Annotated in this window: 20 protein-coding genes; 5 read left to right on the plus strand and 15 right to left on the minus strand. The window is 51.0% G+C overall.

Going from position 1 to position 18,844, the window contains the following annotated elements; translation table 11 throughout:
- Both VGA08_03530 and VGA08_03535 read right to left on the minus strand, forming a co-directional pair.
- On the minus strand, nucleotides 1–506 hold a 506-nt coding region (locus tag VGA08_03530; protein ID HEX9679665.1), incomplete at its 3' end, for a PHP domain-containing protein.
- 8 nt (nucleotides 507–514) lie between these two features.
- Nucleotides 515–1,144: a CDP-alcohol phosphatidyltransferase family protein gene (locus tag VGA08_03535; protein ID HEX9679666.1), complete on the minus strand. Its 630-nt coding sequence runs from the start codon at nucleotides 1,142–1,144 to the stop codon at nucleotides 515–517.
- Nucleotides 1,145–1,176: 32 nt separating this feature from the next.
- Between VGA08_03535 and VGA08_03540 the strand changes: the two genes are divergently transcribed.
- From VGA08_03540 to VGA08_03555, 4 genes are read left to right on the plus strand one after another with little or no spacing between them, the layout of a single operon-like run.
- Nucleotides 1,177–2,082, plus strand: coding sequence for an alpha/beta hydrolase (locus VGA08_03540; protein HEX9679667.1), 906 nt, complete (start codon nucleotides 1,177–1,179; stop codon nucleotides 2,080–2,082).
- Nucleotides 2,083–2,102: 20 nt separating this feature from the next.
- Nucleotides 2,103–3,245 (plus strand): glycosyltransferase family 4 protein, encoded by a 1,143-nt coding sequence (locus VGA08_03545; protein ID HEX9679668.1) that lies wholly within the window; start codon nucleotides 2,103–2,105, stop codon nucleotides 3,243–3,245.
- Nucleotides 3,223–4,368: a glycosyltransferase family 4 protein gene (locus VGA08_03550; GenBank protein HEX9679669.1), complete on the plus strand. Its 1,146-nt coding sequence runs from the start codon at nucleotides 3,223–3,225 to the stop codon at nucleotides 4,366–4,368. The genes VGA08_03545 and VGA08_03550 overlap by 23 nt, the downstream gene beginning before the upstream one ends.
- A gap of 59 nt (nucleotides 4,369–4,427) precedes the next feature.
- A complete protein-coding gene (locus tag VGA08_03555; protein HEX9679670.1) occupies nucleotides 4,428–5,477 on the plus strand; it encodes an AI-2E family transporter in 1,050 nt (349 codons plus the stop codon).
- Between the two features lie 12 nt (nucleotides 5,478–5,489).
- Here VGA08_03555 and cysS read toward each other — a convergent pair whose 3' ends face one another.
- From cysS to rplJ, 10 genes are all read right to left on the minus strand, one after another.
- Nucleotides 5,490–6,869, minus strand: coding sequence for a cysteine--tRNA ligase (gene cysS / locus VGA08_03560; GenBank protein HEX9679671.1), 1,380 nt, complete (start codon nucleotides 6,867–6,869; stop codon nucleotides 5,490–5,492).
- Complete coding sequence (locus tag VGA08_03565) at nucleotides 6,866–7,846, minus strand: bifunctional oligoribonuclease/PAP phosphatase NrnA (GenBank protein HEX9679672.1); 981 nt, start codon at nucleotides 7,844–7,846, stop codon at nucleotides 6,866–6,868. The genes cysS and VGA08_03565 overlap by 4 nt, the downstream gene beginning before the upstream one ends.
- Nucleotides 7,843–8,454 carry a recombination mediator RecR gene (gene recR, locus VGA08_03570; protein HEX9679673.1) on the minus strand — a complete coding sequence of 204 codons (612 nt, stop codon included), beginning with the start codon at nucleotides 8,452–8,454 and terminating at the stop codon, nucleotides 7,843–7,845. Before recR ends, VGA08_03565 begins: the two co-directional genes overlap by 4 nt.
- An 11-nt stretch (nucleotides 8,455–8,465) precedes the next feature.
- On the minus strand, nucleotides 8,466–8,756 hold the full coding sequence (locus VGA08_03575) for a YbaB/EbfC family nucleoid-associated protein (GenBank protein HEX9679674.1): 291 nt from the start codon (nucleotides 8,754–8,756) through the stop codon (nucleotides 8,466–8,468).
- A 46-nt stretch (nucleotides 8,757–8,802) separates the two neighbouring features.
- Nucleotides 8,803–10,269 carry a glycosyltransferase family 39 protein gene (locus tag VGA08_03580; GenBank protein ID HEX9679675.1) on the minus strand — a complete coding sequence of 489 codons (1,467 nt, stop codon included), beginning with the start codon at nucleotides 10,267–10,269 and terminating at the stop codon, nucleotides 8,803–8,805.
- Nucleotides 10,269–11,624: a replicative DNA helicase gene (dnaB, locus tag VGA08_03585; GenBank protein HEX9679676.1), complete on the minus strand. Its 1,356-nt coding sequence runs from the start codon at nucleotides 11,622–11,624 to the stop codon at nucleotides 10,269–10,271. Before dnaB ends, VGA08_03580 begins: the two co-directional genes overlap by 1 nt.
- Complete coding sequence (gene dnaX / locus VGA08_03590) at nucleotides 11,617–12,969, minus strand: DNA polymerase III subunit gamma/tau (GenBank protein HEX9679677.1); 1,353 nt, start codon at nucleotides 12,967–12,969, stop codon at nucleotides 11,617–11,619. Before dnaX ends, dnaB begins: the two co-directional genes overlap by 8 nt.
- Nucleotides 12,970–13,050: 81 nt before the next feature.
- On the minus strand, nucleotides 13,051–13,560 hold the full coding sequence (locus tag VGA08_03595; protein HEX9679678.1) for a hypothetical protein: 510 nt from the start codon (nucleotides 13,558–13,560) through the stop codon (nucleotides 13,051–13,053).
- 174 nt (nucleotides 13,561–13,734) lie between these two features.
- On the minus strand, nucleotides 13,735–14,103 hold the full coding sequence (gene rplL / locus VGA08_03600; protein ID HEX9679679.1) for a 50S ribosomal protein L7/L12: 369 nt from the start codon (nucleotides 14,101–14,103) through the stop codon (nucleotides 13,735–13,737).
- Between the two features lie 133 nt (nucleotides 14,104–14,236).
- On the minus strand, nucleotides 14,237–14,764 hold the full coding sequence (rplJ, locus tag VGA08_03605) for a 50S ribosomal protein L10 (GenBank protein HEX9679680.1): 528 nt from the start codon (nucleotides 14,762–14,764) through the stop codon (nucleotides 14,237–14,239).
- 472 nt (nucleotides 14,765–15,236) lie between these two features.
- Here rplJ and VGA08_03610 point away from each other — a divergent pair, with 472 nt between their 5' ends.
- Entirely contained in the window at nucleotides 15,237–15,452 is a 216-nt protein-coding gene (locus tag VGA08_03610) for a hypothetical protein (protein HEX9679681.1), read from the plus strand.
- 161 nt (nucleotides 15,453–15,613) lie between these two features.
- Here VGA08_03610 and VGA08_03615 read toward each other — a convergent pair whose 3' ends face one another.
- From VGA08_03615 to VGA08_03625, 3 genes are all read right to left on the minus strand, one after another.
- Nucleotides 15,614–16,615 (minus strand): hypothetical protein, encoded by a 1,002-nt coding sequence (locus VGA08_03615; protein HEX9679682.1) that lies wholly within the window; start codon nucleotides 16,613–16,615, stop codon nucleotides 15,614–15,616.
- 58 nt (nucleotides 16,616–16,673) lie between these two features.
- Nucleotides 16,674–18,341 (minus strand): FAD-dependent thymidylate synthase, encoded by a 1,668-nt coding sequence (locus VGA08_03620; protein HEX9679683.1) that lies wholly within the window; start codon nucleotides 18,339–18,341, stop codon nucleotides 16,674–16,676.
- A gap of 10 nt (nucleotides 18,342–18,351) precedes the next feature.
- Nucleotides 18,352–18,844: dTMP kinase (locus tag VGA08_03625; GenBank protein ID HEX9679684.1), on the minus strand; the 493-nt coding region annotated here is incomplete at its 5' end.

Raw genomic sequence — 18,844 nt, forward strand, 5'->3', positions numbered from 1 at the left:
GTTCGGCCCAAACCCTTCGGCCCGTGGGCATCGCTGCTAGCGGCCGGACTCCAGCCGTGGCGGCGGCCTAAGCGGGCGGCCAGGGAGCCATGTAACGGCAGCAGACTCCGACCATTTTTGATCTCGATAATGTCGATATCAGCCGCGATGGATTCAAGCGATGACTGGCTCAAACCGGCCCGCCGCAGCTTATCGAAGGGGTGCGGCACGTAGACCAAGGCCTGCTGATCCTTAATGGCTTTGACGGTTGCGCTGAGCGACTGAAAAGGCTCGATTTTAGAGCTTAAAAATAAGCCGATAATTTCCCCGGAGTCGGTCATGATTTCTTCGCCAACGATGATAGGCTTGCCCAGCTGCTGCTTAATGGCTTGGGCGGTGGCCACGTCATTATGGTCGGTAATAGCTACGTAATTAAGGCCGCCTGAAATGGCGGCGGCGTAATCGGCCGCGGTCAGGCTCCCATCGGCTGAACCTGCGGAGTGTGTGTGCAGGTCAATTTTTAGCATAGCCTTCCTTACAGCAGTCGTTTAAGTTCGTTATAACGGCTCAAGATCGAGCCCAACGAGCCCAAACCGATAACAATCGTGGCTCCCAAGACAGCGTCCAGTAAAAAACCGGCTACCAGCACCGCCATCCGGATGTCGAACTGCATCAACGAGTCACCGCCAATAAACCGGTTGAGAGCTTGCGCATCGATTTCTTCGGGGCTACTGCTGGCGATAACGGCCTCGCCCTTGGCCTTGATATAACTGAGTGTGATAGATAATCCCAGCGCCAGTACCGCCCAGATAAGCACGGGTGGGTCGTAGTTACCGGCTAGGTAGACCACGATTCCGGCGTAGACAATGGTTTCTTTGATTCTGTCGGCCGTGGCGTCGAGTACGATGCCAAGTTCACTAGCCTTGTTCTGCAGTCTGGCCAAAGCGCCATCAACCGCGTCCAACAAGCCAAAGGCTGCTAGCAAGCCAGCCGACAACCAAAGTTGCGACTCGATTAAGGCCCAGGCGACCAACACGTGGGCAGCGACGCTGAACAGCGTTATATGGGCCGCGGAGATACGACCGCCGCTGAACTGATTGATAAAACGGGCGACGTGCGTCAACCACGCGCGTATAAGGCCGCGGGCCTTATGTATTGCATCCATCTTATGAATTAGTATACGCTAACCCTGATTTTATGAGCAAACGACGGATTCGCCCAATCAACATAGCCGGTTTAAACGGCCGGGTGCTGCAGCTTGAATCGGCTAACTCGGCTAAACAGATAGTCTTGATATACGGTGTTCACTCGTCGATTGAGCGGATGTATTCGACTGCCGAATTTTTAAGTGATTACGGCCGGGTAACGCTGCCCGATTTACCGGGTATCGGGGGGATGGATAGTTTTTACAAAATCGGCCGCAAAGCGTCGCTCGATAACTACGCCGATTATCTTTACACTTTCTTGCTCAGTGCCAAGTTGACTAAATCAATCACGATCATGGCTATGTCATTTGGTTTTATCGTCGTTACCCGCATGTTGCAGCGGCACCCGGATGCCCAGGTTTGGGTCAAGGATTTAATAAGCTTTGTGGGCTTTGGCCGGGCCGCCGATTTTGCCGATGATTACAAAGCCAAAAAAATGCTGCCGTTATGCCGGCTGCTGAGTACTCGGTCCGGCGGCTGGGCGGTAAAGAAAATAGTATTTAACCCATTAAGTCTGCAGCTGATGTTTCGTATCTTTGGGTTGTTTAATCCGAAATATCAGCACGCCATGGCGACCAGACCGGCGGAAAGTCGAAAAATGGAGCAGGATTTATGGAGTCGCAACGACGCCCGGACTCGGTTCGCTATTTATGTCATTTTCTTCACCTTTGACTTGACCCGCTTTAGACCGCCGATTAACCTGACGGTTTACGACATGACCACTAAGACTGACCAATACTTTGACCCGGCTCGGGTCCGCCTGAGCTTGAGCCAGCTTTACGTCAAATCGATCAGTTACGAGGCGAATATGGCCTTGCACGCGCCGAGTATCATCGGTGACAAGGCCGATGTTAGTCGAATCTTCTCGGCCGAAGTAAAATCGCTTTTGGCCCGCTAGACGGTATACTAAAGGTCAAGATGAAAATCGGGATTGTTTGCCCCTATAATCTGTTCCGGCACGGCGGCGTACAGGAAACGGTTTTTGCCCACCAGCGGGTTTTGCGGGCTCGGGGCCACCAAGTCAAGATTATCTCGCCGAGACCGCTCAGTTTTGAAGGCAAACCGCCAAGAGATGTCATATTAGTTGGCTTGTCGACTGATTTGAATTATCCGTTTAAAACTAAAGCTGACGTGTCGATTAAGATCGGCCTGGCCGAGCTTAAAACTTTGCTCGACAACGAACACTTCGACATCCTCCACTTTCATGAACCGTGGGTGCCGCTCTTCCCGCGCCAGCTGCTGAATATGTCGTCGTCGATAAATGTCGGCACGTTTCATGCCAAGTGGCCAGAGAGGCTAATCTATAGGACTTTTGGCAAGGCCATAAGGCCGTACGCCCGCTCGATTGCCAATGATTTGGATTATATCGTGGCCGCCAGCGTTCCGGCCTCCTATTATATCAACGAGTTGCTGGAGACCAGCGTACCGGTCATCTATAACGGCATTGACTTAAAACTTTATAACCCGACTAAAGTCCGTCCGCTCAAGAAATATGCCGACGATCGTAAACTGATTCTTTACATTAACCGGCTGGAAAAACGTAAAGGTCCTGACCTGCTGCTTAAGGCCTACCGCGAACTGGTGCGAACCGAGCCGGACGTCCGCTTGGTTATTGCCAGCGACGGCGATATGCGCGATAAGCTGGAGGCCTACGCTTTAAAATACCAGCTGCCGGGTGTTGAGTTTCTGGGCTTTGTCAGCCAAGCTACTAAGATCCGCCTATATAAGTCGGCCGATGTCTATTGTGCCCCTTCACCTTATGGCGAGGGCTTTGGTATTGTTCTGCTCGAAGCCATGGCCATGCAGGTGCCATATGTGGCTGGTGATAACGTCGGCTATCGTTTGGCCTCCGGTGCCCGGGCCAATAACTATCTGGTCGACCCCACCGATACAAAAAAATTTGCCCGCCAATTGAAGACCATGCTGACCGATCAAACGGCGCGGGCTAGTTACAAAAAATGGTCGCGCGCCCAGGCGGCCAAGCACGACTACGAATCAATCGTGTCCCAGTACGAGCAGGTTTATAAAGCGCTGGTGAATGAGCATGCCAAAAAAACTTAAAATCGCCATTGTCTTCGACGATAGTCTAGACCGGCCCGACGGCGTGCAACAACAAATCAAACTGTTTGGAACTTGGCTGGCCAGCCAAGGTCACCGACTGAATTATTTGGTGGGCCAAACGAAAATCAAGACAATCGCCGGCCAACCGGTGCATAGTTTAAGTCGGAATTTCCGAGTCTCGGCCAATCAAAACACGCTCAGCCTGCCCCGCCGGGTTGCGGCCGAGAGAGTAACTGCTATTTTAGAGCGCGAGCATTTCGATGTTATGTACGTGATGTTGCCGTTTGGCCCACTTTTAGGCTTAACTGCGGTTAAGGCAGCGCAGCGGGCGGGTATCCCGCTGGTTGGAACTTGGCACACCCACCCGGCCTCGCCCTGGCAAGCCGCCGGCTCCAGTTTGTACGGCTGGTTTATCCGCCGCTGGTTACAGCACTTTAAGGCTACGACGAGCGTCTCCGAACCGACTCGGCGCTATGTTCGCCAGCGGTTCGGGGTGGACAGCCTGGTGCTGCCAAACTTTATCGACATAGTCAAATTCCGGGCCGGTCGTCCGCGGGCAGAACTGCGAAACTCGGCGGCTACGATTATGTTTTTTAACCGTCTGAACCGGCGTAAAGGACCGCAGTACCTAATAGCAGCGGCGGCCCGTTTGGCCGCCCGGACAGATGTTAAGTTCAACTTGGTTATTTGCGGCCAGGGTCCGCTTGAAAACCAATTGCGTTCACAGGTAGCTACTTTGGAGTTGGCGGATCGGACTAGGTTTACCGGCTTTGTGCCCGAGGCGGACAAGGCTGATTATTTAGCCAGCGCCGATGTAGTAGTCCAGCCCGCGACCGGCGGCGAAGCCTTTGGCCTAGTTCTGCTCGAGTCAATGGCGGCTGGCGCGGTGACACTCGGCGGCAATAACCCGGGCTTTAGCAGCGTTTTAGGCGGGCGGCCACAACTGTTATTCAACCCCTCAGACGACGTCGCCTTGGCGGATAAGTTGGAACAAATATTGATTAATCCGGCCGAAAAAGACGCGATTATCCGCTGGCAAACCCACCAATTGGCTCAGTACGACATTGAAGTTGTCGGGCCCAGGCTGCTGGCGATACTAATTACCGCCACTAATAAAGCTTGAGTTTTTAACAGGCAAACGCCATACTTATGATTAAAATTTGAGGTTATATCGTGGCAAGCATGAAGATCGAGATTGAGACCCGGACAATTTTGCGTGTCATGGTGGTGGCTTTCGGTTTTTGGCTGGGCTTGATCGCCATTTACAAACTTCGTAGCGTACTGGCGTTGCTGATAATCTCTTTCTTCTTGGCCCTAGCCTTAAACCCGCCCGTTAGTTACTTGTCGCGCCGGATTCCTGGCGGCAGCCGGGCGTTAGCAACCGGCATCGCCTACTTGGTGGTATTGGGACTGTTAGGCATATTCATTACCAGTACCGTCCCGCCCCTGGTATCGGAGTCGAGGAAACTGATTGAGACGATTCCCCAGCGGGTCGAACAATTGCGTGAATCCAGTCAAAACGGATTGGTGGCCGATGTGATTATTCGTTACGATCTTGAGGATGAGGCGCAGGAATTGGCCGGTAACTTGACCGGCCGCCTAGGCGACGCTGGCGGACCGATTATAAGTGGCATCGGCCGGGCCACGACGTCGCTCATTGCCTTCATTACGGTCTTGGTCTTGACTTTTTTTATGCTGGTCGAAGGACCGCAATGGCTGGAGTTATTTTGGTCCTACCATCCGTCTCGCCGCCGAGCTCATAACCAAGCCCTAGCCATGCGTATGTACGCTGTCGTTACCGGTTACGTCAACGGCCAGCTGCTGATTGCCTCAATCGCTGGTTTGGCCAGTTTGGTCATTATGGTGGCTGTCGGCATTCCTAACGCCATCGCTCTGGCTGGCGTGATTCTGTTGACTGGGTTGATACCGCTGATTGGTAATACGTTGGGGGCGCTGGTCGTTATTACTGTGGCTTTGTTCCAATCGTTGCCGACAGCACTTATTATGCTGGTCTTCTTTATAGTCTACCAACAGATCGAAAACAACATCATCCAGCCCTATGTCCAGTCGCGAACACTGGAAATATCGCCGCTGCTCGTGCTGGTGGCGGTTATCGTCGGTATCACGCTGGGCGGCTTGCTCGGCGGGTTCTTGGCCATCCCAACCGCCGCCTGCCTAAGAATCCTACTGCTTGATTATATCGACCAGAGGCAACGCCAAAAAGCGGCTTGAGAGGTCAAGGTTTCAGTTGCGGGCCCAGAGCGGTCCGTTAGGGCCGTCTCGGACTGCTATCCCCGCCTGTTCTAGCTGGGTGCGCAATTTGTCGGCCGCCGTGAAATCCTGGTCTTTTCGGGCGGTTTCGCGCTGTTTTATCAGCGCTTTTTGACTGGCGGAGATATCGGCGGAATCGAGCAATCTCAACCCGAGTGTTTGGTCGACAGCAGTCAATAGCTTGACAAAGCTGGAGTCCGCCCCGCTTGATAAACCGGCTGGTTCCACCGCGTCCATGATCGCCGCTATCACGCTCAATGCCCGGGGAGTGTTAAGATCATCCGCCAGGGCTTTGATAAAGTCGCTATACCCTCGGACTAATAGTTCTTGCTCGTCTTCGCTCGGTTGGTCAAAGTATTGGAATCTCAGATCAGCCAAGCTTTGTAAGCGGCTCAAACGCGCCGCCGCCGCATTAAGCAGAGCTTGCGAGTAATTAATTGGCGAGCGGTAGTGCGATTGCAAAAACAACAACCTCAACGCCATCGGCCGATCGAGTCGGGCCAAGGTATCTTTAATGGTTAAGAAATTATTTTGGCTTTTAGACATCTTGGCCTGATCGATGTTTAAAAAGCCGGTATGAACCCAATATTTAACGAATGGCTTCAGGCCCGAGGACGCCTCCATTTGAGATATTTCTGCCTCGTGATGCGGAAAAATCAAATCAACGGCTCCGCCGTGCATGTCGTACTGCGGACCGAAAAAATGCTCGGTTATGGCAGTATCTTCGATGTGCCAGCCGGGTCGTCCGGCGCCGAACGGGGCATCCCAGACCGGTTCGTCTGGTTTGGAGAATTTCCACAGGCAAAAATCATTCCAACCGCGCTTCTTGTCGCTTTCGTCGATCCGCGACTGGGCGTCATCCTGCTTGATTTCCGTCCGGCCAGACAGCTGGCCGTAGGCGGCGAATCGGGAGATTTCAAAATAGATACCGTCGTTGTCTATCTGATAAGCAAACTCTTTTTTTACCAGCGCCTCGACCTGCCGAATGATGTCTTTGATATGATCGGTCGCTCGGGCGTAGGTATCAATCGTGACGTTATTGAGCGCCGTCATATCGTCATGATAGTCTTGCTCGAACTGGCGGGTCAGCCGGCGCCAATCGACGCCTTGTTCCCGGGCTCTGATAATTATTTTGTCATCGATGTCTGTGATGTTCTGCAGATAGCTGAGCGGATAACCGAGGTGTTTCAGCGTCCGGGCGAGTACGTCGAATTGGGTGTAAGTCTTAGCGTGGCCAATGTGAGCTAGCTCGTATACCGTCGGGCCACAAACGAACAGTTTAAAGTCTCGGCCGACCGGTCGTTCGACTTCGACCTTTGACTTGCTGAGGGTGTTATAAATCTTAAGTTTCATGTTTCTAAACGTTGCCTCAACTGATTGATAAATTCAGACTTAAGAGTGTCTAGCGGCGTGTTAAAAACCTTAAAACCGGCCGCAAATGGATGTCCACCGCCGCCAAAGTGTTCGGCGACTTCGTTCATGAACCTGGCCGTCGGATTGGCTCGAAGCTTGCAGGTGATCTTGCCGTCGGGGTAGGTCTTAAAGGCGGCGGCCACTTCGACCCCCTCGATCAGCCGCATCTCGTCAATAATCAACATCGAGGGGTTGTAGGCGTCGCTGTATTGCTCGATTTCCTCCCAGGGTATGACGACCAAAGCCACCCGGCCGTCGAGCGCCAATTCAACCCGCTCGAACAACTGACCTTTGTAGTAAAAGATATCGACCGGTTTTTTATTGAGCGCCCGCCGGAGTTCGTCTAGTCGGGTTAGATTTGCCCCGAGCTCGACTAATTCAGCCAGATGATAGATGGTTTTAGCGGTGGTCTTAGGCGAAGTCAGTCCCAAAGAATCGGACATAATCGAATTAGCTAACAACCCGGCCGTATCAGCGCTGATGGGCCAGCCAGCCTGTTTGGCCAGTTGATAAATTATTTCACCGGTTGAAACTGCCTCAGACTGAATTAATTGGCTAGCCGCAAATGGCAGGTCGATCCCGCTGCTGTGGTGGTCGATAATTAGCGGCTGGCGTTGTGCCAAAGAGTGGCCGGCCGGGCTTTTGATAGTTCGCGTCAAGAGAGCCTGAGTAGAAGCATCCACGATGATGGCTAAATCGTATTCGGCCGGCAATTTGGCGATAACCCGGTCCCAACCGGCCAAGAACCGCAAATATTTGGGTATGTCCACGGCGCAAACGAGCGTGACAGTCTTTTTCAAATCCGTCAGTATGGCTTCCAGCGCTAAAGCACTGGAAAGACTGTCGCCATCGGGATTCTCACCCTGAATTACGACCAGGCTTTGGGCGGCATTTACAAGCGTTGCAGCCTCGTTCATAAGGTTCGCCGTCCTTCCAGGGCCTTGGTCAGAGTGATATGGTCAGCGTATTCAATATCCACTCCGGCTGGCAAACCGGTGGCCAATCGGGTCACTTTGATCTTTCGGTTAGCTTCTTTGATCCTTTTTTGAACGAACAAGGCTGTTGATTCGCCTTCGACGCTAGGGTTAGTAGCTAAGATCACTTCGTTGACCTTGTCGGTTTTTAGGCGGCTTATTAATTCGGCAATGTGTAGTTGCTCCGGGCCGACGCCATCGATCGGAGAAATCGTCCCGCCCAGAACATGATAGGTGCCGTCAAACGAGCCGGTGCTTTCAATGGCGGCTACATCCAGCGGTTCTTCCACTACCAGCACCTTGGACTTATCGCGCCGGCTGCTGCTATACAGCGGCGAAACTGTTTCCTTGGCGTCAATTAACATAAAAGTCAGCGGGCAGATTTTGACTTGGCCGTGCAAGCTGGTAATTGCCTGTGCCAGCTGTCCGGCGCCGTTGGCTGGCTGTTTAAACAGATAGAATGCGTATCTCTCCGCGGTTCTGGGCCCTACTCCGGGCAAGCGCCCCAGTTCCTCGATCAAGTCGTTAATGGACTTAGGCAAGACCGGCATAGAATTGCCCCTTAAAGCCCAAGTTTGCCTAGGCTGCCCATAAACGGACGCATTTTCTCGGCGGCGACTTGTTGGCTTTTATTAATGGCGTCTTTAACCGCGGCTTCGATCCACTCCTCTAGCTGGGAAATATTATCGAGGTTTACCATTTCCGGGTCGATCTCAATCTTCTTGATTTTCTGCTCGCCGGTAATTTTAACTACTACCGCACCGTCACCGGCCGAGACTTCAATAATTTGTTTGGCCAGCTGTTTTTGGAGCTTCCTGACCTGCATGACCATTTTGGCTTGATCGAACATAATTTCTCCCGGATTAGTTGAGCCTTACTCAGGATTATTGTAACAAGAATCAGCGGATTGAGTAACGCAAGGCGATCGGGCGGACAGCATAAGGCGTATAGATCGGAATAGTTTGGGCTTCAATCCGAGCCCTAAACTTTGGTTCCAATTGCTCGAGCGCCAGTTGGGAGATAACGTAACTGGATTCGGTGTCAATCGCTTGAGCCACTGAAGTAACTAAGATGTCTTGGTAGGCCGCTATCGCACTGGCAATCGGTTTTTCTTCCTCAGTTACGACGACCAAACCTTGGCCGGAGGCTTGACCCATAAAATGATTAAGTTGCTGGCTGAGCGGCGGATAAGCCGCGAAAGTTTCCGCTGATCCGGTCCAAGCCACAAAAAACCGTTGATAGTGATAGTTGATGACACCGATGAATAATATAAAGGTCGGTAGAAAGGCGATCATCCTGGCTACCGGATTTCTGGGAAAAATTTCATACCACTGCGAGAGCAGCATGACAATGCCAGCGGCAATCAGCAAATAAGCAAACGGAATCAGGACCACATTATGGCCGGGGTCAGGTTTGAGATTGATCAAAACCAATAGCAGCCCAAACGCCAGGAGTACAAAATTGGTCAAAGACCGGGAAACTTCACGGTCCAAATGGTATATGCCGAGAATCAGCATGACTGCTCCAAACAGGCCAAGATGAGGCAAGTTACCAAGGTAGAGCGCCGGAAAAGACCGGGCGGACCAGAACAATGAGCTGACGTCGGACTTGATACCGCTTAAAATTTGTCCCAGCTGTGGCAAGCTATCGGGCCAAGCCAGCAAATCCTGGATGAGGACAGGCTGTTTAACTAAGGCGATTAGAAGAGGTAAAACGGTAATCCCCAGCACGCCGTAACCAATCAAATACCACTTGGTTGGTACCTCGGAATAGTGTTTTCGAATATATGACCAAGTTACAACCCCACCAATTAAAACTACATACGGCAGCAGTGGGACGTATAAACTCAAACCAATAATAAACGCTAACAATAAAACCCAACCGCCTCGCCGGCTCTCTCCGGCTAGTCTAGCCGATAGCAGCAGCAAAAGTATCATGGTTGGCACCAAAATTTCCGGCCGAGCAGTTCGGGCAAACGGCAACAGCCAGCTGGAGGTTGACAACAGAGCTACCGCAACCATCGCCACCCGACCCTTAAACCGATGCCGAATTACCACGAAAAACACTATTAAGCACACGGCTGCGATCAAGACACTCGGCAGCCGGAAAGCCAGATCTGTCGACCCCAGCCATTGAACGCTCAGATTGGTCAAGGCTTTATGCGGCCAGTAGAGCGGATTATCCAATATCGCCCGCCAGCTGCCAGCAAAGGATGTAATGTAGTCGGCTTCATAGTAACCCAGACCCGGCAGCAGACTGCCCAATCGCCAAACCAAGCTATAAATCCCAGCGCTGAAAATTACAAAGTAACCGATTACATAACGGTAGTTATAAAGGATCAGCTGCTCAAAGATGTTTCGTTTCACTACTCCCCACCATCATCCGCTTGGACCGACGAACTTTCTAGCGTCATAAATTGAACCCGGTCTTGTGCAAAGTATAATTCAACTTTGCCGGTTGGGCCATTGCGGTGTTTTTTGACATAGATATCAGTAATATGTAGACGATCGGTGTCCGGATTGTAATAATCCTCTCGATAAATAAACATGACTACGTCCGCGTCTTGCTCGATTGAACCCGACTCCCGTAGGTCGCCTAACTGCGGGATTTGCGGTGATCGTTGCTCGACCGAACGGGATAACTGGCTAAGTGCTAAGACCGGCACATTAAGCTCCCGGGCAATGGCTTTAAGGCCTCGGGAGATCTCGGAAATTTCCTGAACCCGGTTTTCACCGCCGCGTGACACGGCCGACATAAGCTGCAAATAGTCGACAACAATCAAGCCGATCGGGTGGCGGTGTTTTTCTCGCCGCGCTTTAGTCCTCATTTCCAGCACATTAATTACCGGCGTGTCATCGATGTAGATCGGCGCTTCGGACAATTGGCCCATGGCTTCTCCCAATTTGACAAAATCATCGTCGTTTAGGTTGCCGGTGCGAATTTTCCAGGCGTCCACGCCAGCCTCAGCTGCCAGCAGGCGGTCGACTAATTGTTCTTTGCTCATTTCTAGACTGAAGACCAGCACGGCTTGTTTTTCTTTTAGGGCAACGTGATGGGCAATGTTCATGGCCAGGGTTGATTTTCCCATCGACGGTCGTGACGCTAAAACAACTAAATCGGAAGGCTGCAGCCCGGCTAGCAGGCTATCAACCGCGCTGAAACCAGTCGGCACGCCGCGGAGTTTGGACTTGTCTTTGTGCAATTCCTCCAATCGGTCAAAACTTTGTGACAGCACGGCTTCGATTGAAACCAGGTCCTGGCCGATTGAGGCCTGGGACACTGAGAATAGGCTGGCCTCGGCCTCTGACAGAAGTTGAACAATCGAATCGTCCTCCTGATAGCTTAATTTGTTGATCTTGGCGGCGGCGTTGATCAGCCGGCGACGGATGGCTTTTTCTCGTACGATTTCGGCATAATGTTCAACGTGAGAAGCGGTCGGCACCAGGTTTGTCAGTTCGGTTAAATAACTTGAGCCACCGATTTCGTCCAGTTTCTTGCGTTTTTTCAATTGGTCGGACAGCGTCAATATGTCGATCGGCCGGTGGCTGTTATACAGATCGGCCATGGCAGTGTAGATCAATCCATGCCGGGGCTCATAAAAATCGTCTGGCGTAATCGCATCGGCGATTTGGCCGATGGCCTCGCCATCGAGCAGGATTGAGCCCAATAAGCTGGCTTCGGCCTCGTTATTCTGGGGCGGCAGTAATTTAATGTCATTCATCGCGGTAGTCCATCACGTCTCCCCCGCCCATAACGCTGATGACTTGTGAGAGGTCAGCTTGGTTATTAGACGGCTTTAGGGCATCGTCGACGGCTGTCTTGAGCGTAATCTGGCGGTTAAGAACCTCAGCAATGGCTTGCGAGACAATTGCTTTGTTGCGTTCTTCTTCCAATCGGCGGCGGTGAAAATCAAATCCGAAGCTCAAAACTACCACCCCATCCTGAACTGCTGGCTTTGCCTGGCGCAGCACAGCATGGAGCGAGTTGTGGCTGGTTTTAATAGCGTTCATTACCCGTTGCCAGGCGGCACTATCCAGCTCGACAGGTACCCCGGCAGCCGTCTCGATGTCGGTTGATGTCTTAGTTTTGACCTGAAGCTGGTCGGTGTTGCCATCAAGGCAGTACTTGAGCAGAATGACTTCAAGCTTCAGTTCCGGATCCACGGCATTGGGCACATTTAACAATTCTTCGAATAAATCCAATTGGGGTGCTTCGAGCTGGCTCAGCTGTCGCCGCAAGCCATCAATCAGCTGGCGGGCCAGGATCGGTTGCGACACTCCCGCCGCCTTGGCTTTGTCCAGCAGTTCTAGTAACTCAACGGATTGATGATGATTTAAAGCAGTTAAAATTCCAGTTACCAGCCGCTCAGGTGCCAAACCAATCAAGTTGACCACGGCTTCCAGTTTTACTTGACCTTGGCTGCTCAGCTGATCGAGTAAACTCAGGCTGTCGCGCATACTGCCCTGGCCGTACTCGGCAATGAGTTTTAAGCTGCTGTCATCGGCTGAAATACCCTCTTTGGTTGCAACTTTCTTAAGTTGCTCGACAGCAGCCGTGGCCGTTATCGGCTGAAAATTAAACCGCTGGGTCCGCGACGTAATCGTAGCCGGTATCTTGTGACCTTCGGTTGTGGCCAAAATGAAAATTGCGTGTCCTGGCGGTTCTTCCAGCGTCTTTAAGAGCGCGTTAAAGGCCGGTGTAGTCAGCATATGAACTTCGTCTATGATATAGACCTTGTATTTAGCGCTGGTTGGTACCAGGTGCACCTTGTCTCTTAGTTCTCTGATTTCGTCGATCCCTCGATTGGAGGCCGCGTCGATTTCGATTATATCTAAGTGATTGGTCGTGCCGTCATAGGGCAAGTCGTTAATCGCGTGGGCCAAAATCCGAGCGACACTGGTTTTGCCAACACCGCGGGGGCCGACGAACAGATAGGCATGGTTAATCCGTCCGGATTTAATTACGTTTGCCAGGGTAGTAGTAATCGGTTCCTGACCGATGATTTCGTCCAGCGAGCGACTGCGATAATGCCGATACAGCGCGCGATCCGCGCGTTTCTTTCCCATAATCAGTAGTTAATTATAACGAATCCGGCCGGATAAATCCGGCTATGGAGGAGACTTTGTGCAAATTGTGGGGACGTTTATTTAAAGCGAGGCTTCAATCGCGGCCCACTCGACGTCCTGTTCGTCTTCTGGGACGATAATGCTGATTTGGTCACCGGGTTTGGCCTTGAAATAAGTCACACTGGCTAACAACACCCGATACTCCCGACCGTTGGCCTCGACAAAGTAGTGGCCGTCGCGTTGAATAAGGGCGCCGATTATTTGTTTGCGCGGAATTGGGCCGATTTGTTTATAAATAAAGCTGCCATCGTCGGCGATAGTCAGTTTTAATATATCACCTTGAACCAACTTAGACTTAGAGGCGTAATTGGCCGGCACGGGATAGGTTTTGCCGTCCGGTCCGATCATGTTCTGCCCGTCAAAGACGCCTTCAATAACCTTGCCGATATTGTCATCGCGGGTAGTTTGAACTATTTCCGGATCGTCGCCGACTAAACTTACCAACAGCTCTTTAGCCGCCGCTAAGTTAGTCTCCGCCTCCTGGATTAGCGACCGGAGACGCTTCACTTGCTTATCAGGTAGCTCTGACATCCTTTTGTCTCTGTTTAAAATGCACTATTTCTATCTGTATATCTACCGTTTGCGGGTGTTCTATACAGAGTGAGCGTAACATAGTAGATTACATCAGTCAAAGCAGTTTTCCCCAGCACAATGCAGCCCGGTAGAGAGTCGATTCCCGGGCTGTTTGCTGGGCTCAATTTGAGCTTACGACAGTTCAACAGTAGCGCCGGCTTCTTCCAGCTTAGTTTTGGCCGCTTCAGCGTCTTCCTTTGAAGCTTTTTCCAAGACTGGCTTAGGCGCGCTATCCACGATGGCCTTGGACTCACCCAGGCCCAGACCGGTGACGTCTTTGACGGCCTTAATGACGGCAACTTTCTGAGTGCCAGCGTCTTTTAAGACGACGTCAAACTCTGACTTGACAGCGGCATCACCGCTCCCGCCTTCAGCCGTCCCCGCGACTGGTGCCGCAACGGCAGCGACTGGTGCCGCAGCCGACACGCCGAACCTGCCTTCCAGTACTTTTACCAACTCACTCAGTTCTATAGCGCTCAATTCCTCGAGTTCCTTGACCAGTTTGTCAAATTTTTTTGGAACTTCCGATTTTGTTTTTTTTTCAGGCGGGGTGGATGGTGTCTCGTCTTTTACATTTTTTACGTCTTTTTCATCGGTTGTCTTAGCTTCATCAGCCATGGTATCTCCTTTATACTTAGTTTAAGTCAGCTCGGGCTTTGAGTACCCTCAGCAGCCCTCGTATGTTGCCGGCCAGCACGTTAACCAGGCCGGTTGCGGGCGCAGCCAGTGTGCTCACCAGGATCCCGCGCAATTGATCTTTATTTGGCAGTTCTGCCAACTGATTGATCGTAATTTGGTCGTACGCCAAGCCAGCCGAGTCCCAACCGCCAATCAACTTGATGGCCGGATGCTGTTTAGCAAAACCCGCCAGCATCTGGGCTGGGGCCACGTCGTCTTGCGGATTGAAGACATAAAGTAACTGGCCGGTTAAGGCGAAGGCATCGACCTCCTTTAACTGCTCCGACTGCTTTAGCGCGACTTTAACCAGTCGATTCTTAACGACTTTGATCTCGCTGCCATTATCCTTGGCGACTGCTCGCAGCTCTTGGGCTTCGGCAACGCTGAGACCTTCGTAGTTGGCAAAGACGGTCAATTTGCTGGTGTTGAAAGCCTCAACCAAATCAGCCACAATCTTTGCTTTCTTCTCGCGATTGATTGCCATTACGTTCCTCCTAACAGGTTAATATTCTCTACTACCCTTGTGTGATGTTAAGTTGCAGTTTGCATTAAAAAGGCCTTTATCAGGCCAAAGAGACAGGCTGGTGCGGCCGGTACCTCGGTAGCGATTTAATCCAGGCTTAAGCCGGAAGCTACTGTCTTTGGCAAACTAGGAGTTAAATTATGACAAAAAAGGCCAAATTTAGCAAACTAAACTTGACAATAGCGGCGACGAGGATTAAATTTTATCCAACATGACTCAGTCGGCTGCCAATCACTACCTCGTCGGGGATCTCGTGATTATGCGTTTTGCCGGTTGAGCGTTCATTATTTTAAAAACTAAAGGGCCTCAACCAAAACCGAGGCCCTTTTTCTTTTACCGGTTGCCGCTCGGATTGATTAGTCGATCACTCTCATGGGGCAACGGGGCCTCAGCTCGGCTACGGCCGATGTAGATTGATTTAATAGGAGGGCGAATGGCGATTGCTGATCGAACGGTAAAGCGACAACTTCAGCAACGATCAAAGCAACGTGGCCAGCACTCGCTGTCGGGCAGCTTTAGCTCACTTGTACGAGCATTGAAGTTGAACGACACCAGCATCAGGCAGCTGCGTCGAGTGGTCGAGGCTTGTCCAACCATCGAACTGCACTATGACACGGCGAATCGTAGGTATACGCTGACTTTCAACTGACTTGGGCTTAAAGGGCCGGGTGGACAATACACAGACAAGGGCTAACCCCTTTGAGACAAGGCGCTGGGTCATCCCTCAGAGTTTAAGTCTCAATCGTCTTTGACAAAAGTAGCCACCCAAGCTGCTTGGTCTTGTCCACACGGCTCGCCCGCCCCTAAAAATCAACCCCGTTGTCCCAACTCTTCATGCAAAATCGGATGCTTCTCGGCTAGTCGTCTAACCACCGCGGCGGCTAATTTGGCCGGCCGGCCACTGGTTGTTTTATGGAGGTTGATGGTCTCGGTGTAACCGACACTTAGTAAATAACGTTGTCTATGTCCCCACAAACAGGCTAACGGGGCTAGGTGGGCGGTCTTTTTTTGAAGCGAGCCGAATAATTTATAGCTATAATCAAAGCACCGTTCCATCATTCCGCCATCATTCAGCGCGTCCGGCAAATTATAACCGTGAGCTGTTGTTGGCGATTGTCCGGTAAGAACATCAACGATTCGGCTGGACAATGATTCGTTTAGCAGCTGCGGCTCAAGGATGCCTTCTAGTTGATAACTGATATTAAACCGCGATTTAATGGCCTGCCTAGTGGTCTCTTCTTTGAAATCATAAGATTGATCGGCCCAGGCTTCATAAGCATTCGCCCAAGACAGGTCAGATAGGCCGTAAAACTTATTAAACCCCAGCTCTAACTCATTTGTCGGCACAAATGAGATGACCCTTAGCCGCGAACGATCAGTCACCAGCGGCCCGGTTGACTTGTTCAGTTTGACTTTTTGTTTGACGGTCGTGTAGCCGCAGACGGCGGTTAAAGAATCGGCCAAATGTTTGAAATATGCCAGTTTTAAGGCCATTAGCGGACCAATAACCGCCGCCAACTGGCTTTTGTCGGCCGAAAAGGCCAGATCGACCCTGGCCATTAGCGGCAGAACATGGGGGGCAAAGGCGGCTGTTTCGGAATTTTTCTTAAGCGCCTCATACTGGCGCTTGATCCAGCCAAGCTGCTCCACGTGCTCGGGCGTTAACCGACTATTTTTACCGTCCAGACCAAGCCGCTCAAATTTGTTAGGCCAATAAATTTCCGATGGAATGCCAGCACCGATCAAATAATGGGCCACAATCAGCGGTGCAGCCTTTAGTTCCAGCTTAATTCGATTGGCCCCGTCAGTCATGATCTTACTTTGCCACTATGGGGTCGAACTTCAAAGCATGAGCAGTTTTTGAGAACGATTAATTATCAGAAGAATCAAAATCAATGGCCGACTCGCCAAGTAATGCCATTCGTCTTTGGTTAGCTCTAGCCTCACCCAACCGAGTTAATTCTTCAGTCTCACCCGTGGTGTTAATAAATATCATAGCCTCGGCTAAATTAGGATGTACTTCACGTACTTTTTCAAACATTTGCTGGCAGAGTTTTATATAACCCGGGTGACCAGCTGGTTGCGTCCTTAACTCCAGTAGATGGAAGGCTTCCCGCGCATTGAACCCCCACTTCCAGCGCATTTTATGGCCAAGTAACGTCGAATACTGTGACTCGTCGGTATAACCACGTGTTTGCAGTAGCTCGTAATTCTGGAGGCTGGACTCAAATATACGATGTGATTGGTCCTCATACCCGGCATCTATCAGCAGTTGAGGTATTTCATAGCCAAAGTATGGGTGTAAATCTTGCCACTCCAGGCCATCTACGATTCTGTGTCTTTGCAAATCCCTGAATATCCCATAATCACAAACTACGTCCCAAACGTATTGGGCGATTTCAATCGCCCTGTCTGGACGGTGGCGGCGGTTGGTTCGCCCCCCCATGTATGACTTAAAAGCGTTTAACAACTCGTCTTCACTCCAGTTCCCTAATTCTCTTTCCAGCTCTAACAAAGACATATTTGAAAAACGGTACAACATATGCGGCAGAAGTTGAAGTTCGTGCTTCGGTGAATAATCAATCAATTCAGCTTGGCTTTTAAGTTGCTTTGGTTCGAATTCGGCTGAAGGAGCAATTAAACGCATTGTATCTCTGGTCTCAGCTTTGTAGGCGGATATAGCTGCGCCCTTTTGCGGATCGTCGGTCTTGGCCAATAAAACCGGTGCGACTTTACGGGCTTCATTGAGTATCCGTTCGCCGGCCTGTCTGGCTTCCGTATTATTGCTGCCTAGAAGATTGATGGCCATATTGTCATAAAAGTGGGCTGAGCCGGTTATGCCAACAATGGCTCGGGTGGCTACGGGTAGTAGCAAACGAGCCGCATCACAAGCCTGGGCTCTAGTCACATTTTTCCACTCCGGATCTTTCAGGTCGTCGGGCTTAGTTCTCGTTGCCCGTACATACTCGGTAGTGCCTCTTACTATTTCCGAATAACTTTCAAATACACCATTGGCATATCTACCAAACTCAGAGCGCACACCTGGGTCAAAAGTCTCAGGCATGTGATAACGGAATTTGCCATCGGGCCCTCGTCTATCAAAGAAGATATATCTTGTTGACTGCTCGATATATCCCCCCAGCCTGCCCCACTCAATATACTTGGTTAGCAGATTGGAGGCATTTTCAACAACTACCTTGATTCCTCCGCCCACTTGTTTAACAGAATCGTCGCCAAAGATATTTACAATTCTATTGGAGACCTCTCTGATTTTGTCCTCATTTACTTCACCATTCGCATCTAGAAACTCTCTGGCGATTATTACCCTCACGCCTTCCGCGCTGCGGCTAAGCCGTGCAATGGCGGTCGCGGCCATTTCCTCTGACAAATTTTTTAGGGCATAGACGTCAGCATCAATATTAGTGACGTATTTGGTAACCCGCTGTCTGCCAACCTCTGTTAGGACATCAAGCCCGAATTCATCTTTTCGCACTAATGCTTGGCCTAGCCTCTCACCGGGAGTCAATCTTTCGTTCATATCACCTCCATTATCTTTTTTTCTCCAAATAATGCTCGACATGGGGTTTAGCGATTAACCACGCCTGCTCATAAACCTGCTCCAGCGGTACATCGCCGTCAATTATCGGCAAGCGTCGCTCTAGCGCTTCCTGACGGAACCCATTCATTACAAGTTTATGAAATTCGAAGTCTTCTGAGCCAATCCGATCAGGCTTTATCTGCCGACTCAGAGCGGTCTTGACGTCGGCCAGTACAACCATGAGTAAATCAGGCTTATAACCTTGAACGGTCGCGTTGGTTATAAGCGAGGTCATGGCTAGTTCTCCGCGAGCATGCCCTTGATAGACGATTGAACTCAAAAATGTCCTATCTGATCCGACCCACATGCCGGCAGTTGTTAATCGGCCAATGTGCTTTGCGATCAATGGCCGTCTGGCGGCATTAAATAACAACACCTCGATCATGGTATCCCAATCATCGTCCCGAAACTCGAGTAGCAGTTCTCTCACGGCTTCGCCAAGT

The organism is Candidatus Saccharimonadales bacterium (assembly GCA_036397795.1).
Classification (GTDB): domain Bacteria; phylum Patescibacteriota; class Saccharimonadia; order Saccharimonadales; family DASWIF01; genus DASWIF01.